Origin of the sequence: Algoriphagus winogradskyi (assembly GCF_900182815.1) — a bacterium.
GTDB lineage: Bacteria > Bacteroidota > Bacteroidia > Cytophagales > Cyclobacteriaceae > Algoriphagus > Algoriphagus winogradskyi.
The window spans coordinates 175,287-192,986 of the sequence record NZ_FXUA01000005.1 but is presented as its reverse complement, the minus strand read 5'-3'; the positions used below and the strand labels follow the sequence as shown (position 1 = coordinate 192,986).

Genomic DNA, 17,700 nt, shown 5'->3' with positions numbered 1-17,700 from the left:
ATTCGCAGAGGGCGCAGTTTTCATTCTTTCTGCTGTACTGCTTTTCCAGAAGCACGTTATTATGAATTCTCGATCTCGAGCTATAGAGATACTTAAACCGACAGGTTATTCGTTGTGCTGCTTCTCCAGAAGCTGCACTTATCCGCGTAAAAAATGCTGCTTCTGGAGAAGCAGCATCACTCGAAATACTAGAATCTATTTCTGATAAACCCTTACATAATCCACTACATATTCTTTTGGAAATATAGTTTTGCTAGGATCACCACCATTGTTACCTCCAATGGCAAGGTTTAACAATATATAATGAGGCTGATGAAAAGGGTTAAAACCATCAGGATTGATAGTTCTCGCTAGATCCACCTCATTGAGCAATTCATCATCAAGATAAATTTTGATGGATTGTTCAGTCCATTCCATTCTCCAGAGATGGAATTTATTTGGCCAATCTGGGTCTTTTTTCAAATAGTCGGTGAATGGGATTTTAGCGTTATCCCATTTTGCATTGTATTGCCCTTCGTCTGCCCAAGCTGCATTTGCCAAGATGGTAGCTTCCCCTTTCACCCTATAATATTCCATTACATCGATCTCACCGTTTGATGGCCATGGTTTGGAAATCCCTAATGTCCATATCGCAGGCCACATCCCCATAGATGTGTCGATTTTAGCCCGAACTTCCATGATTCCGTACTGAAACTCATACTTTCCACGCGTATTGATACTGGATGATGTGTATTCTGCAAATTTCCGATTTCTCTTCCAATCCTTACTATCCGGATCAAAATTGGGATTATTGAGTTGCTCTCTTTTTCCAGTGATGATTAGCTTTCCGTCTTTTACAGTTGCATTTGGTTCCTGGTACCATTGCAGTTCATTGTTTCTCTTGAAACCTTTTTCAAAAGACCAAAACTCTGGGTTAACCTGACCTGAGTTTTCAAATTCTTCCTGCCAGACTAATTTATAGCCAGCACTTGTAGGATCGAATTGCGCTTGTGCTACAGTAGCAGTGCCAAGAGAAAATATTAGAAAGAAAAGTTTGTGCTTAATCATTTTAAGAGATTTTGGGTTAAAAGGGAACGATCAAGATAAGCCCAAAATCCATTCTACAAAAGGTAATTTATTTTAGACTGGATAAGCCAGCAATATCATTTGATCAATAAAAAGTATAATTAATAGCACAAAAACGGATTCTGATATACCTTTGTGCCAAATGCTTAAAAGCACATTTTATATATGGCTTTGCGCTGTTCTAATCATGAACAGCATGGTGTATTCGGTGATCAAAGTGAGTTTCACGATGAATCAGAAATACATCATAGACAATTTCTGTATCAATACAGACAAGCCAATGATGAACTGTGATGGAAAATGTTACCTCGCAACTAAACTTAAAGAAGAGCAAGAAAGACAGGAAAATAAAACTGCACTTTCATTTAGTCAGGACTTTGGGGTTTACGTCCAAAACCCGACATTGAGCTATCAGCATCCTTCAAATTCCACTGAGCCTTTTGCTCATCAATCTTTTTACCAAAACTGGTTTGGCCAAACCAACACTACAGAAATCGACCATCCACCGCAAGTGTGATTTTTTGATCGAGTAACCGAGTTCTTATTTCAAAATTACATTTCATGCGATTTCAATTCCCTGCTTGGCTAGGGTTGGTCTGCGTGTGTGGCATAGTTTCCTGTGGGAATACTGAGGAAAACCCTATAGATGGGCCCACTCAGATTTCTTTGGAGGCACCGGATTATTTTCCGGGGAATATTGCCATGCCCGCCGACAATCCGCTAACTGAGGAAGGAGTGCAACTTGGGCGTATGCTTTTCTATGAAAAAAAGCTTTCGTCTGATGGTACTGTTTCCTGTGGCTCCTGCCACCAGCAACAAAAAGCCTTTTCTGATGGCAATCAATTCAGCTTTGGCGTCAATGACTCTATTGGAGACATGAATGCCATGTCCTTGTCCAATCTTCACTGGCAAAATAAATTCTTCTGGAACGGCCGCGCTGCCACACTTGAAATACAGGCGGTTCAGCCGATCGAAGATCCAAGGGAAATGAATCTTCCAATAGAAGAGGCTGTAAATAGGTTACAAGCTGATGGACAGTATCCGATTCTTTTCAAAAGTGCTTTTGGCACGGAGGAAATCACTCCGGAACTGATAGGGAAAGCGTTGGCTCAGTTTGAGCGCACGTTGGTTTCTGCCAATTCAAAGTTTGATGCCTGGATCAGAAATGAAGTAGAACTTACCCCTGAAGAAAAATTGGGTTTGGAGCTTTTCTTCACGCATCCTGATCCCAAGCTGCAGCTTCGCGGTGGGAATTGTAGCGATTGTCATCTGGGATTTCTTACGGCAGGGGATCCAAATGGAATTGCTGGCTTTCACAATAATGGTCTGGATTCGGAAGAAAACCTAGCTTCAGGTCTGATGGAAGTCACATCCAATGCCTTTGATAAGGGAAAATTCAAAGCGCCCAGCTTACGAAATATAGCCCTGACAGCTCCCTATATGCATGACGGTAGATTCGAAACTTTGGAAGAAGTACTTGATCACTACAATGATCACATTCAAAACAGCGGTACGCTTGATGTGTTGATTTTGGAAGCCAGCAATGAACTTCCAAACGGCTCCGAAGCCGTGAAGCTGCATCTGAGTGAGGAAGAAAAAAAAGCAATTATTGCTTTTCTCCACACACTTACGGATCAGCAATTTATAACCAATTCAAAGTTCTCTAATCCTTTTAACTAATTCAGAATTACAAATTTAAAACAGATGAAAAATCTAGTATATACAGCATTACTCAGTTCAATTTTGATGTGCTCTTCTTGTAATGATGTGGAAGTTCCTGCAACTATGGCAATGGACATTTCTCTAGAGCATAAGCTGGACGGCCAAACTTTAGAACTTAATGGAAAGTCATTTACTCTTCCTTCTGGTGAAGATTTCACTCCGAAAAAATTCAAATACTACATCTCGAATGTAGTACTCACCAACACTCAGACAGGAGAAATGTATGAGGAAATGGATAGCTACCACCTCATCTCTGAGGACGGAAACAAAAGCATTGACCTGGGAATGATCCCTTCTGCCAATTACAACCAACTGACTTTCTCCATAGGCGTGGACGAAGTGGCAAATGGTAAGACTGACCAGACCGGCGATTTGGATCCTAACTCCGACATGGCTTGGAACTGGAACACAGGTTACAAATTTCTGGTGCTCGAAGGTGAATTCACAAACAAAAACACCACTGAAAGACAAGGACTTATCCTGCATATTGGCACTAATCCTAATTTCCAAACTATCACTCAACCGCTCACAGGAGTCAGAGCTGGCAAAGCTATCTCTTTAATCCTTGCTGCTGATCTGGATGAGCTATTCAAAGATCCGAACACCCTTCAATTGAGCGATTTGGAGAGTACTACGATCATGTTTGGAGAGATGGCTGCCAAAGTTGCTGAAAATTATTCTGAAGGTTTTATCACTGTGAAGTAATTCCTATCCCGGGGGCTTTATCCCCCGGGTTTTAGTATGAAAACCTATCAGAAATTTCTTCTGCTAACAGCCATAAGCCTGGCAACCGCCTGCGCCCAGGATGTAGATCCTACAGAGCCAATCAGTGCGGTCAATTACTTTGTCCCTAAGCTATCTCCTACCCTTCAGGTAGCTGGATTTCCACAACCGGAGCGAAATATGATTTCAGTAGAGGGTGTTGACTTGGGTAAAAAGTTATTCTTTGACCCAAATCTATCTGCGAATGGCAAGGTTTCCTGCGCCAGCTGTCATAATCCAGAACTGGCTTTTACCGACGGAGTGAGCCTAGCTGAACATGGTGTTTCGGGAGAAAAATTGCACCGCACAGCTCCGGCGATTTTCAATCTGGCCTGGCAAACTGAAGGATTATTCTGGGATGGCGGTGCACATGATTTGGAGTCTTTGAATTTTGGCCCACTGACTCATCCAGACGAAATGGGAGCCGATCTTGACGAAATAATCACATATCTGGAGCATGATCCTGCATACAAGAAGCAGTTCAACGTAGTTTTTCCTGAAGAACAAATTGAAAGTGCACAAGTAAGCCGGGCGATTAGTCAATACGTGAGAACGCTGATTTCCCAAGATTCCAAGTATGACCGCTGGCAAAGGAAGGAAGAATCTTTGACTGATCTAGAGATCAAAGGGTATCAGCTTTACCAAAAAAACTGCTCTAGTTGCCATCAGGAGGGGCTTTTCACTGACCGAAGCTTTCACAACAATGGATTAGACAAAACCTATCTCAATCCTCTAGAACTGGAAGGTTTGTACCAAGGTCGTTTTAGAATCACCTCAAATCCTCAGGATATGGGAGCATATAAAACTCCAACCCTTCGGAATATTGCCCTAACAGCACCATATATGCACGATGGAAGATTCCAGACTTTGGAAGAGGTGCTCGACCACTATCAAAATGGCATCCAGCTCAATGAATCGCTGGCTTCACAATTAACAAATGGAATTGCAATAAATCAGCAAGAACGAGAAGCATTGCTTGCATTTTTGGCTACTCTGACCGACTCCCTATTTATTCATAATCATCATCCAAAATCAAACTGATGAAATCATTCTACAAGAAAATAACACTTCTAAGTTTTATCTGCATTTCATTTCTCGGAATGCAAAAAAGCTATGCTTGTGATAGCTGCAATTTCTTCGAGTATAGCCTACTCCAAAACAAAAGTTATTTGGGAGTATTCTATAGATACAGAGGCTTCAATGACTATAAAAGTTATACTTCCATCACGCCGGCTACCCAAGCCGTTTTGACTTATCCACAGCAGCAATCGACTAAGTTACTACCTGGGAATTATCCCATTATCATGCATGAGCCTGAGGGAAACAATCTTTATGTGCAAAAATCAAAACAAGACTTTGAAACCTATCAAACCGTCGAGGTGAGAGGGAATTTTACTGTAAAAAATAAATGGAACTTCACGGTAGTATTGCCTTATGAATTCAACAAGGTGTACTATGAAAATTACCTTGACCTTCCTAACCCTAGCCGCGACACTACCTTGTTTGTTCAAGGATGGGGGGATTTGACTTTGGCAGGCGACTACATTTGGATGGTTTACAACCAAAAATCCAGACATACCATTCGCCCAGGATTTGCCATGAATTTACCTACAGGACAGGCTTTGGTTCGGTCAGATAATGAAAACCAGGATTACTTTGACCCCATCATACAGCCTGGGAAAAATGCTTTTGCATTTATACCACGATTAAATTATCAGTGGTTTCTAAACAATCAAGGCGTAAATGCGGGAGCAAGCTATCAATTCAGTACCGAGGGAGCTCAAGACTATCAGGCAGGCAACAGTTTTAATGCTTACGCGATATATTTCCATCAATTCCAGGCTAGTGAAAAAGTGCTTTTAGCTCCCAATGCAGGAGTATATTATGAGGCTTCGCAAAAAGATCTATGGGATGATGTAAAGCAGGATCTTACAGGTGGAAAAGTAGCTTTTGCGCAGATCGGAATGGATTTTAATATCATTCAAACTACTTTAAATTTAGTATACCAGTATCCCATTTCCCAAAACCTAAATGGTAACCAGATCATGCATTCGAGCAGATTGAGTGTGGGGATTGTCAGGAATTTCAAGCTATAACCCATACAGAGTTGTACAACAAAAAAGAGTCCCACAAATGCGGGACTCTTTTTACAGGTTACTATTCACATCAATCACGTATTACAACGTATCAACTTTCTTCTTCCTCCCTGTATAGGTGAAGGAGGTTTTTCCTACCCTAAGTTCGGTGCGTCTATTCAACTGGTGCATCGCTTCTGTACAGCTGATAGAATTACAATCATTGACTGGTTTAGTCTCTCCAAACCATGTCTCTTCCATTCTATTGTCTTCGATTCCTCTCTGAATTAAATATTTCTTAACCACATCGGCTCTACGCTCTGATAGCGGTTTGTTGTATTCGTCAGAACCTCTTTGATCAGTATGCCCTTCTATGTATAACATTAAGTTTGGCATACGCTTCAACATAATCGCTGTACGTTCTAGCTCCTTCTTATGCACTGATCTCAACATTGATTTATCAAAGTCAAAGTAGATTGTCGGAATCGCTGCAAGCTCTTTTTGTATATCTTCAAAAAGAGTTTCTGGATCGCAGAAATTTAGGTCTTTAAAGCTCTCAGGAATTTCGTACTGCTTACTCGGGTCCGGGAAGGCTTCAAGGATCAACTCTGATCTTCTATTCATTTGATGATCCACTTCATTACATGGCTTACCATTTCCACAATCATTCACCAATTCCTGCTCACCGAACCATTCTAGTCTGATTCTATCGGCAGAGATATTATGCTGCGCCATGTACTCAGTCACCGCTTTTGCTCGGTTATTAGAAAGGATAATGTTATACTCATCGCTTGCTCTTGAGTCAGTATGAGAAGCAACAAGTAAATCCAGGAATGGATATTTGTTCATCATCTCCCCTAGTTTATCAAGAGCTGGTTTTGCATCATCTCTAATTTTAAACTTATCCAAATCATAATAAACTATATCAACATATACTGGCAATTGGTAAGGAATAGCGATTAAAGTATACTCCCTTTTCACCGTATCTCCTTCAAAACCCTTCGTTGTAATACTCTCGTCAGTCACGCTGAAGTATCCTGGCTTCGAAATTACAATTCCAAAGTCACTATCTGGCTCCAGTTCGGCTAGAAGCTCACCAGTAGCTCCTCTAGTAGTCTGCACATTACCATTTTGAGTTTTATCTCTTAAGGTAGCCATGTAACTATCCGTGATGACCAAACCTTCACAATCAATTACTCTAGCTAGGAATTGCTTATAAACATCTTGGATAGTGTATATATCATCGAGGCCTTGTCCACCTTTTCTATTAGAAGAAAGATATACTTCCTCCTTACCTTTTTCATTTAACACTTCACGATATGCAAAATCATCAGCTAGGGAATTAATAGGCATTCCCATATTTTGCACATTGCTAAATTGGGTAGCAGTGTAATCAGACTGAAACACATCCATTCCCCCAACACCTGGATGTCCAGTTGAGCTGAAATAAAACTTATCATCTTTTCTGAAAGCATGTGATTCATTACCCGAAGTATTGATGGTAGACCCTAAATTAACAGGATCTCCAAATGTCATGTCAGCATCATAGGTAGCATAGTACAAATCCGTTCCACCCATACCACCTGGCATATCGGAAGTGAAATACAACCTCTTAGCTTCCTCATCTACATAGGGGTTCATTACAGCGTATTTAATAGAATCGTTGAAGGGAACTGGGTAGAAACCTTCCATCGTTCCATCTTCATTCAATTTGCTATAGTAAATCTCTGGCTGAACAACAATATCATCTCTCTTCTTAATTTTTTTAATATCTCTTGTGATAGAGTAGAAAAGAATACCCTGTCCCTTATCATAGCTTGGATCAGAGAAGTTGTATGTTCCTGGCACATTTGAAACAAGCTCAGTTACATTTCCGGTAGTATCTTGCTTGTAAACTGAAAAATATTCGCGATCTGTATAATCACTTTTTTCATCACTGAAGTACTTATTCTTAGCATCAAACCTTAAGCTTGGCATTTCACTAGGATAAATTCCTCCTCGATCCGAAACGAAATATTTATTTCCATTTGAATCTACAGCCAAATCAAAATCCGAACCTGTAGAATTTAAACCTTCAGCAGGTTCTAACTTAACCTTTCTCTTACTCTGAAGCGTCAATAATTTAGCAACGTCCAAACTATCTGCCGATACTCCTTTAGCTTCTATGATACTTACTGCCTCTTCAAAATTATCTGTTAATTGAGCAGCTCTAAGGAACTGTGCATAATCAGAATTAGTCGCTTCATCATATCCTACTGTAGTCTTCCACCACTCATAAGACTTGTCATAATCACGGATGATATCCTCTGCACCAGCTACTTTTTTAGCAGTTTCATAATTTGGCTTATTAGCATAGGACTGCTCATACACTTCCAAAGCATGGGTGTAGTTCATCAACTCCATCTGCTTGTCGGCATATCGGATTTTGCTTTTCTGCGCTTCTGTAACTCCAACTGATCCAAAGATCATGGCTGCGGTAATACTGAGTATTGTAAATGTCTTTTTCATAATCAGAACCATCTTTGGTTTTTCATTACTGCTGTTTTTGGAGTGATATAGTAACCTACAGATAGCTCATGAGAGTTATTTCTGTAGTTGCTAAGCACATTGAGGTTATGGTCATAAGCATAACCTAATCTTAAACGCTTGGTAGCGTAGATCTCAACAATCGCCGCAACTGCATTTCGACTGTTTAGATTCTCTTGCAAATTATCATTCCAGATCTTGATATTACTTCTGTAAGACCCTCCTACCCAAATCCTCTCAGCGAATAAAAACATCGCATTGATATCATAGTTGGTAGGAGCTCCTTTGACTTCCTTAATTAAGAAGCTTGGCTTGAATTTGACAGTTTTGCCCAAATCAAACAGTGCTCCTGCGGTTAAATAATAGTGAAAATCATGATAGGCTAAGGCAACATCTTCTTTCTCCAGTGACTTCTTACCAATCATATTGTATACACTGAAACCTGCATAGAACTTTTTGGTGTTGAAAAACAACCCTGTGTTGAGGTTAGGTGCGGTTAGATTGATTCTTCCGTCAGGAATTTCGCTATCAGGATAGTCATTAGGATCGAGCATGCTTCCATCAATGGAATATTGTGAAAACCCTGCACTGACTCCTAGTCCTAATTGACTATTTGCTCCTGTTTGTATACGATAAGCATAGGTCAACAAGCCTCCTGTGGTTTTTGTCGGCCCTAAGTTATCACTCAGAAACGATACCCCGAATCCCATTGAACCTTCGTTAGCAGACAAATCTGCTGTAACTGTGAAGGTCTCGGGAGCCCCAGGGAAATTAACCCACTGGCTGCGGTAAGTAGACTGAATGTAGCCCTCCTGTTTATAGCCTGCATACCCTGGATTAATATGTAACCCGTTAAAGATATACTGGCTGAACTGCGGAAGCTGCTGCCCAAAAGTCCCCCCGGTGGCCAGTATGGCCACCAGAAAGGTCATTCCAATGATTTTAAAAGTAGTTTTCATATGCTATCTATTTTCTTCCTGTCCGTAGACCAATGATTAGTCTTTAATTACCTGTATCCAACCTTTGTACTCATGTTCTTTACCACTAGTGTCTACACCTTTTAGTATGTAGAAGTAGGTGCCAGCTGTCTGACCAGGAGCATTCCAATCATTCTTATAATTCTTCTGCTCTAGAACATGGTCACCATATCTGTTAAAGATAGTTATCTCGGTGCTTACAAATATATTAATTCCTTCAATTTCAAAAGTATCGTTATCTCCGTCATTATTAGGAGTGATCACATTTGGTATGTGGAATGGCTTAATTGTATTCACATCGTCATCCTGATTATTAGAATCATCAGTATCATCTTCATCAGATCCAATAATCACTGTATTAGTAATTGTACCCGGTGTTACTGCTTTCACCTTAACTCTTATAGTGATGGTAGCTCCAGCTTCCAGTGCAGGAATTGTCCAAGTAATGGCACTTCCTGACACATTATCACTAACCGTAGCATTTGTACTATTTGCGGTTACAGTGTTACTGATGTAAGTCACCCCAGCAGGAAGGTTATCTGTCACAACCACATTCGTCGCCGGCGTATCTCCATTGGTGATGACGATCTCATACTCAAATTCGTCACCTTCAAATATTTCAGCCTCAAAGGATGTTTTGGTTACTCCAAGATCCACTTCATCATTCATCAATCTGAATACAACTAAGGCATCATCTTGGTTATCTGGGAATGCTGTTTCACGAAGAGTATACTTCAATGTATATTCTCTTGCTTCATTCACTCCTGGGATCAAGCTCAACTCTCCATTTTCATCGATCAATAGACCTACGATTCCGTCAAGTTCTGTGAATTCAAAGTCCACATCAGCAGGATCAGGACGCTGACCTTCAAGCAGATCGTTATCTAGGATATTTCCTAACAATCCGCCATAGCTTAAGAAGTAAGTACCAAAGTCGTCATCATTTGCAATAATTCTCACTTCAGCTTCCAGACATCTGATTCCGAAGTCCATATCAAGGAATACAACTTCAGATGCGGTGGCAGTTCTTGTATGAGAGTTATCAGTCGTTACACCACATCTCGTTTCAAATCTGATACCTTCATTGATACCCTGTGTTCTAGCACCTGGATCTGGTAAGATCTTGATCAAACCTGTATCTCTAATGAATACAGCTTGCTGACTTAAGAATTCATCAACTTCAATAGTTGCTGTATAGTCTCCTAGCCCGGCATCTGGTCTAGATCTCCAGTATCCAAGGATACCGATAATTACATCATCAGTGTAGCCGTTAGGTCCAGTGACAATGATATTTGCACTTTGATCATTACCGAATCCAGCCTTATTCAATTCGCCTTCATTCTCAGGACCATCATATCTACCATCACCATTTAGATCAAACCATTCCCATTCTCTAATACTTATAGGAGTACCATTAATAGGATTCTTAGTTACCTGATCATCGTTATTTGCATCGAACCATTCGTTCTGTATTCCATCGCCGTTCAAGTCAAACCATACAAAGTCTCCAAGAACAATTCCGTCATAGGTTTCGTAGCCGAAGTCATGTGTTTGATACTTACAATTCTCAATGAAAGTAAAGAACAAGGAACTTTCTACTGGATACAATCCTCTAGCACCATTCAAGTTTGCATCCTGTACTTGTACCAGGTATTGACCAGGAGCGAAATCTTTAAATGTATATCGACCATCTGCACCTGTCACTAATATCAGGATATCACCAGGGGTTGACTCTTGTGGAACCAAAGTAACTGGCACACCAGCCAATGGCTCACCCGTTTCATTGTTGTAAATGATGCCTGTGATAAGCGTACCATCGATACAACCAATTTCCACTACATGATCATCCTCTTCCGTAATTGGACTATCAGGATCAACAGGATTTGTCGCTGTAACTATCGCAACATTGATTAAGCTTTCCTGCTTCGCAATATCAGAGGCTGTCACAGTGTAGGTAGTGGTAAACTCAACCTCCTCTTCTGGTAGCAACATCGTGATTGTTTCAGAGAAATTTGTCATTGGATCATTTACTTCCACATTTACCAATGGTGCTGTTCCCGTATTGGTCACTGTGATAGTGTAGGTTATTACTTCTCCAATTTCATAGACTACCGTTTTATCAGCTGTCTTGTCTATTTGAATGCCTGCAGTCAGATCTACAGTAACAACCGCATTATCTTCTGCTTCCACTGGAGTACCTGAATTTTCATGGACCGCTTTCACTGTGGCTACATTCAGAATAGGTTCTCCGCTAAGTATGTCTTCCAAAGTCACTGTGTAGGTGGTCTGGAAGCTTCTTTCTTCTCCTGGAGCCAGCGTGAGTGAACCTAGTTCCAATCCTGTTTTAGGATCTTTCAGCTCACCACTTGTAAGTGTTACATTACCCGTGTTTTTCACCAATAGAGTATAGTTCAATACCACTCCTTCTTTGCTTACCGAACTTACATCAACTGATTTGTCCAATGTAATAGAAGGCATAGGGACTATTGGTGTGGTCTCTTCCGTTTCGTCTGTCGGAGTTTCATCATCAGGACTATCTCCTCTAGTAAGAGCAGTATTCAATACTGAACCAGCGTCTACATCTGACTGGGTCACCACATAATCTGTATTCACAGCTGTGGATGTTCCAGGTGCCAATTTTCCGACATTTTGATCAAGTCCTGTCAATGGATCCGTAACCATCACATTTGTCAAGGTCACATTACCAATATTCGTAACAGTTAATGTATAAGTAATTACATCGCCTGCTGCATCAACTTCAGCTCCATTATCTGTTTTTACAATTTGGATAGCTGGAGTTTGGATTACTGGTGTTTCAACCTCATCCTCATCACTTGGATCATCCTCGGAAGGGCCATCACCCGTCGTCAATGCTGTATTCAATACTGAACCAGCGTCTACATCCGCCTGAGTCACCACATAATCTGTATTCACAGCTGTAAATGCTCCAGGGGCCAATGTTCCGACATTTTGATCAAGTCCTGTCAATGGATCAGTAACCATCACATCTGTCAAGGTCACATTTCCTGTGTTCGTAACAGTCAATGTATAAGTAATCACATCGCCTGCTGCATCAACTTCAGCACCATTATCTGATTTCACAATCTGGATAGCTGGTATCTGGATAACAGGTGTTTCAACCTGATCATCATCACTTGGATCATTATCTCCAGGAGCGTCTCCTGTCGTAAGCGCAGTATTCAAGATTGAACCTTCATCCATATCTCCTTGAGTCACCACATAATCTGTATTCACAGCTTTAGATGCTCCAGGGGCCAATGTTCCTACATTTTGATCTAGTCCTGTCAATGGATCCGTAACCATCACATCTGTCAAGGTCACATTTCCAGTGTTCGTAACTGTTAATGTATAAGTAATTACATCGCCTGCTGCATCTACTACAGCTCCGTTATCTGATTTCACAATCTGGATAGCTGGTTGCTGACATAGATCAACCTGAGTTTCGTTATCAACATCGTTACTATCACCTGAAAGATCATTTACAGTTTGTTCTCCGATCATTCCGGTTGCCTCTGCCTGATTGTTGATATAACCAAGATCTGTATCCGCTTGAGTCACCTCATAAGTAGCTGTATAAGTAGCTGTCTCACCTGGCTTCAACATTCCTTCAGTACTAGTCATGCTGCTACTCACAAATGTGATAGCTCCTAATGATCCTGATCCTGTAAAGCTAGTCTCATTTACATCAACATTCTCTAGAGTTACATTTCCTGTGTTTGTCACTAGGAAAGTATAAATAACCGTATCTCCAGTGTCGTAGCAATCATCATCACTTCTAACCTCTGCAGATTTAACAATTGCAATAGCTGGTTGCTGACATAGATCAACCTGAGTTTCATTATCATCATCGTTGCTATCACCTGATAGATCATTTACAGTTTGTTCACCGAACATACCAGTTGCCTCTGCTTGATTGTTGATATAACCAAGATCAGTATCCGCTTGAGTCACCTCATAAGTAGCTGTCTCACCTGGCTTCAACATTCCTTCAGTACTAGTCATGCTGCTGCTCACAAATGTGATAGCGCCGAATGTTCCTGAACCAGTGAAGCTAGTCTCATTTACATCAACATTCTCTAGAGTTACATTTCCTGTGTTTGTCACTAGGAAAGTATAAATAACCGTATCTCCAGTGTCGTAGCAATCATCGTCACTTCTAACCTCTGCAGATTTAACAATTGCAATAGCCGGAGTTTGTGTGAAACATTCTGTTACAGAATCCATGTCTCTTGCTATCACTATATACTCTGCACTTGGATTTTCAGACCCTGGCTGAGATTGCTCGTCATTGTATTCTCTCGCCTCAGCAAATGCTGTATTCTCATAACACTTACCATCGATCATTTCCTGAGTAATGGTAACAATCACAGTGAATGTTGCTTCTCCTTCAGGAGCCAATTCAGCAATTGTCCAATTATCACCTGTAGTCTCATCTTCTACATAGATATTGTACAAGGTCACATTGCCATCATTCTCAACCTTGATTTCGTAGCTTAAGTCTCCAGCTAATTCATCGTCATTAGATATAAGTGTTTTGGTAACGTCTAGAGATGGGTTCTGACACAAATCAACCTGAGTTTCATTATCAGTGTCAATTGAATCACCAGATAAATCATCTACAGACAAGCCATCACCATATTTAGCAGTAACCTCTGCTTGGTTATTAATGAACCTTGTGTCAGTATCTTCTTGAGTAATTATATATTCTACAGTGTATGTAGCCGTCTCACCTGGCAACAAAACACCCTCTGAACTACTCATGCTACTGCTTACAAACATTACTGCACCCAATGTTCCTGTTCCAGTGAAGTGGTAAGTTTCATCAATCACCACATTTTGCAAGGTCACATTTCCAGTATTGGTTACCACAAAAGTGTAGGTTACTAAGTCATCAGTATCATAGCAGTCGTCATCAGAATCTACAGAAGCTGATTTCACAATTGCAATGCTCGCATCCTGATCTATCTCAGTGATCGCATTATCAGACTGTGGTGTCGGAAGCTCTGTAGTCACTACCGATGCAATGTTCTCCAGGTCTTCGCCCAAGTCGATGTCCGCCTGATCCGCTGCATAGCTGATCGTATAGATCCAGGTCTCACCGAAGCCTAGTGGCCCGCTGTCGTCACCCTGCGTCTGGGTAAGAACTCCTGCACTGCCGTCTGGCAATACGTCGCTCACAACCACATTGGTCAAGGCAACATTTCCAGTGTTTACCACCGTAATCGTATAGTTCAACGTCGCAGGAGCATTGATGCTCTCCTGATCAACTGTCTTAGTAATCGTCAACGCTGGCTCTGCGGTGATCTCAGTGATCGCATTATCAGACTGTGGTGTCGGAAGCTCTGTAGTCACTACCGATGCAATGTTCTCCAGGTCTTCGCCCAAGTCGATGTCCGCCTGATCCGCTGCATAGCTGATCGTATAGATCCAGGTCTCACCGAAGCCTAGTGGCCCGCTGTCGTCACCCTGCGTCTGGGTAAGAACTCCTGCACTGCCGTCTGGCAATACGTCGCTCACAACCACATTGGTCAAGGCAACATTTCCAGTGTTTACCACCGTAATCGTATAGTTCAACGTCGCAGGAGCATTGATGCTCTCCTGATCAACTGTCTTAGTAATCGTCAAGCTTGGATTCTGACACAAATAAACCACAGTCAATCCTGACTCTCCAGATTGACCAAGATTAGTCACATTTGCATTAAAAATATAGTCATGGATTTCAGCCGACATGCTAGAAATATTATCAACAATAACATTTCCATTAATTTGGCCTCCAGAATGGATCAAATTTGCATTTGGTGCTAAAAGCATACCCTCAAATGAATTGTTAACATTCACTTGTGTAGTGTTTACAAAATTCCAAATGATTTTTCTCTGACTACCAGTAAAAGCTCCTATCAAATTTGGAGGTGCACTTAAACTTGCCGTACCACCATTTCCAGAAGCATCAAAATTAATGATTACAACATCAGCTGTACCAAAATTTAAATTCAATTGACCAAGACCATTAATACTTGCTTGGGTAACGGAATAAATAGCAAGCTCTTCCCCATTTACATTTGTAGTAGTAGGAGAAGTCATATTCCCTCCACCATCTATTGAACCTGTGGAAGTAAGCGCTGCTAAATATGCAGATAGTGCATTTGCTTGGGCAAATGCTTCACTTACTAAAGCAGGTATTTCAGTCGTAGAATATTGTGCTCCACCATTTAAATTGACTGTGCCTCCTGCTGATGATCCTCCAATGTAGAAATCACCACCCGCATTAATTTGAATAGAACCACTTAGTAAATCCCCTCCAAGCATTAAACCAGCTCCATTTGATGCTGTTGGCGAAACAATAGAATAGTTTGACGTACCTGACAAATTACCTCCTATTAAAGAGGATCCTTCTACTTCAGATGAATTTGTCACATTATTACGTACAATAAGGTTCCACTCATTAAAGTTAAAACCACTACCAGAAATATCCTCCAAATCTAAAGTGCCTGCATCAGCTGTAACTTTTGCTTGGTTTTCAACTTTGCCCGCTAAAATATCTTCCTGAGAAACATAATAGGTTGCGGTGTAAGCGGCTATTTCTCCTGCCTTAAGAGTCCCTGCTGGACTACCCTGAGAGGAGTTAACAAAAGTAAGCGTAGGAACACCATTGGTTCCAGAAAAAGTTAGTTCCGTAACTTCAACATTTTGAAGAGTGATATCTCCAAGATTGGTAACTAAAAATGTATATAAAATTGGATCACCAACGACTGTACATTCACCCTCACCTTTAAATTCACCCTGCTTAACTATAGAAATACCACAATTAACTACCTGAATAGAAACCTCCACTCTCTCACTTTCACATTCTCCAGCTTTTGTTTGGCTCACCCAAACCGAAAAAGTACCTGTTCCACTGGACGAAGGATCAACTGTAGGAGTCCCAACAATTGGAGAAGCGTTAGGGTCATTCGAATCATAAAAAATCAAACTATACCCTGGATCCGCAGTAATATTATAACCAAGAACTGAAGAGCCTTCACAAACGACTGCATCATCACCACTAGGAGTAGGCGCTTGATTAGGTTTGATGATTGTAAACTCTTTAGTAACCGTACAACCTCTATCATCAGTTACAATTACTGAATAAGTTCCTGCAGATAATCCAGTCTGATCTTCAACACCCGCCACTAAACCGGATCCGTTAGTTGTGCTCCAAGAATAAACAAAAGGAGCAAGCCCTCCAGAAACACTTAAATCAATGGAACCAGTATTATTATCACTACAATCATCATCGGCTTTTATTCCACTGGCACCTAATGCAGGATATAAAACAACATCCTTAGAGATAGTTTTAACTACTCCAGATTTTGTAGATGTAAGTGTAACAGTAAATGTTCCAGTCGATAAATAAGTATGACTTGTATTGGCAGAAGTGGAAGAATTACCATCTCCAAAATTCCAAGAATAAGTAGCAGAAATTGCAGGATCACCACCTGTAGTCAAATTGGTAAAAGAAACATTTAGATTTTCGCAAGAAGTCACGGCATTAAAATTCGCAACTAAAGGTGTATTAACTATAAAGCCAGGAGCTGAAAAATAGCACTGAGAGTTCCCAAGGTCTGCTGAACAAGTTTTATCACTAGCTGACGCATTACCTGTTGTCCATGTTAAATAGAAATTTTTAACTTCAACTTTATCCCCATAGTTCCATGTAAAATTGTCAATACGTAATTTTTGCCCGTTACTTATATTTATAGTTTGACCTCCTGCATTTTGTGAAACTACACACAGAGATTTAGATGTAATCAATTGATTATTGATTAATAGATCATATTGAATATAAGGGTTATACCCTTGGCCATTCACCGCAAAAGTGGCAAAAATAGTCCCGGTGATGGGTGTTCCAAGAGGTTCATTAAGATTATTAGGATCAATTACATTCCCATTTTGATCTCTGAATTCCAAGCCCGTTACTCGCATATTGTTTTGCGGACAGGCAGGGGGAGAATTCGGATTAATATTCAAAGGAGTTGATCCGACTATTGTTCCCGGAACTGTTGATTGAGCAATGGATTCACTCGAGCCCAAAAATAAACCAAAAATAAAAAAAGAGATAAAGGCAATTAACCCTAAACTACTTTTTTGAAATTTACCCCTTTCGAAAAATCCACTGGTTTGTGGTCGGGAGCTGAATTGACAATTGGATGTACTGTCCATATCGTTAGTATTTAAAATTTTTCTAGTTCGTAATTGTCGTTCTATAATATTCTCTTTTTCAGATACTTAGTAGAGAAAAAATCTGCTTCTCAAACTACTTTTTTCCTTGTTTCTGGAGACTAAATCATTTAAAAATGATTGAATAAGTAGCCAATTTTCCAATAAACACTATTTATTTGCTGTAAAAATACACTTTTATGTTTTTCATATGCAAGCTTTATATGAAAAATATTCATACATAATACGTTTTTTTTTATGTGAAAATAATTTTACAGGTGTTGAAAAGTATTTCCCACTAGATTAAAAGCGTGAAATTTTTATAATATTATGGGAGAGAAACCTCATTAATAAAG

At 40.4% G+C, this 17,700-nt stretch carries 9 protein-coding genes; 5 read left to right on the top strand and 4 right to left on the bottom strand.

Translation table 11 applies throughout. The features are described 5' to 3' along the window. Positions 1-195: 195 nt before the first annotated feature. A complete protein-coding gene (locus tag QOL76_RS14125) occupies positions 196-1,047 on the bottom strand; it encodes a glycoside hydrolase family 16 protein (RefSeq protein WP_283413618.1) in 852 nt (283 codons plus the stop codon). Between the two features lie 160 nt (positions 1,048-1,207). On the opposite strand from QOL76_RS14125, the gene QOL76_RS14120 reads away from it, so the two are divergent. The 5 genes from QOL76_RS14120 to QOL76_RS14100 are packed head-to-tail and all read left to right on the top strand — an operon-like array spanning position 1,208 to position 5,645. Next, a complete protein-coding gene (locus tag QOL76_RS14120; RefSeq protein ID WP_283413617.1) occupies positions 1,208-1,582 on the top strand; it encodes a hypothetical protein in 375 nt (124 codons plus the stop codon). A 44-nt stretch (positions 1,583-1,626) separates the two neighbouring features. Further along, complete coding sequence (locus QOL76_RS14115) at positions 1,627-2,745, top strand: cytochrome-c peroxidase (RefSeq protein ID WP_283413616.1); 1,119 nt, start codon at positions 1,627-1,629, stop codon at positions 2,743-2,745. A 24-nt stretch (positions 2,746-2,769) separates the two neighbouring features. Continuing rightward, on the top strand, positions 2,770-3,492 hold the full coding sequence (locus QOL76_RS14110) for an MbnP family protein (protein ID WP_283413615.1): 723 nt from the start codon (positions 2,770-2,772) through the stop codon (positions 3,490-3,492). Positions 3,493-3,528: 36 nt separating this feature from the next. Beyond that, on the top strand, positions 3,529-4,590 hold the full coding sequence (locus QOL76_RS14105; RefSeq protein WP_283413614.1) for a cytochrome-c peroxidase: 1,062 nt from the start codon (positions 3,529-3,531) through the stop codon (positions 4,588-4,590). Continuing rightward, positions 4,590-5,645, top strand: a complete 1,056-nt coding sequence (locus tag QOL76_RS14100; RefSeq protein ID WP_283413613.1) for a transporter family protein — start codon at positions 4,590-4,592, stop codon at positions 5,643-5,645. Before QOL76_RS14105 ends, QOL76_RS14100 begins: the two co-directional genes overlap by 1 nt. Positions 5,646-5,726: 81 nt before the next feature. Here QOL76_RS14100 and QOL76_RS14095 read toward each other — a convergent pair whose 3' ends face one another. The 3 genes from QOL76_RS14095 to QOL76_RS14085 are packed head-to-tail and all read right to left on the bottom strand — an operon-like array spanning position 5,727 to position 17,347. Beyond that, positions 5,727-8,132: an OmpA family protein gene (locus QOL76_RS14095; protein WP_283413612.1), complete on the bottom strand. Its 2,406-nt coding sequence runs from the start codon at positions 8,130-8,132 to the stop codon at positions 5,727-5,729. Between the two features lie 2 nt (positions 8,133-8,134). Next, a complete protein-coding gene (locus QOL76_RS14090; protein WP_283413611.1) occupies positions 8,135-9,109 on the bottom strand; it encodes a PorP/SprF family type IX secretion system membrane protein in 975 nt (324 codons plus the stop codon). Positions 9,110-9,145: 36 nt separating this feature from the next. After that, positions 9,146-17,347, bottom strand: coding sequence for a DUF7507 domain-containing protein (locus QOL76_RS14085; protein WP_283413610.1), 8,202 nt, complete (start codon positions 17,345-17,347; stop codon positions 9,146-9,148). Positions 17,348-17,700 lie beyond the last annotated feature (353 nt).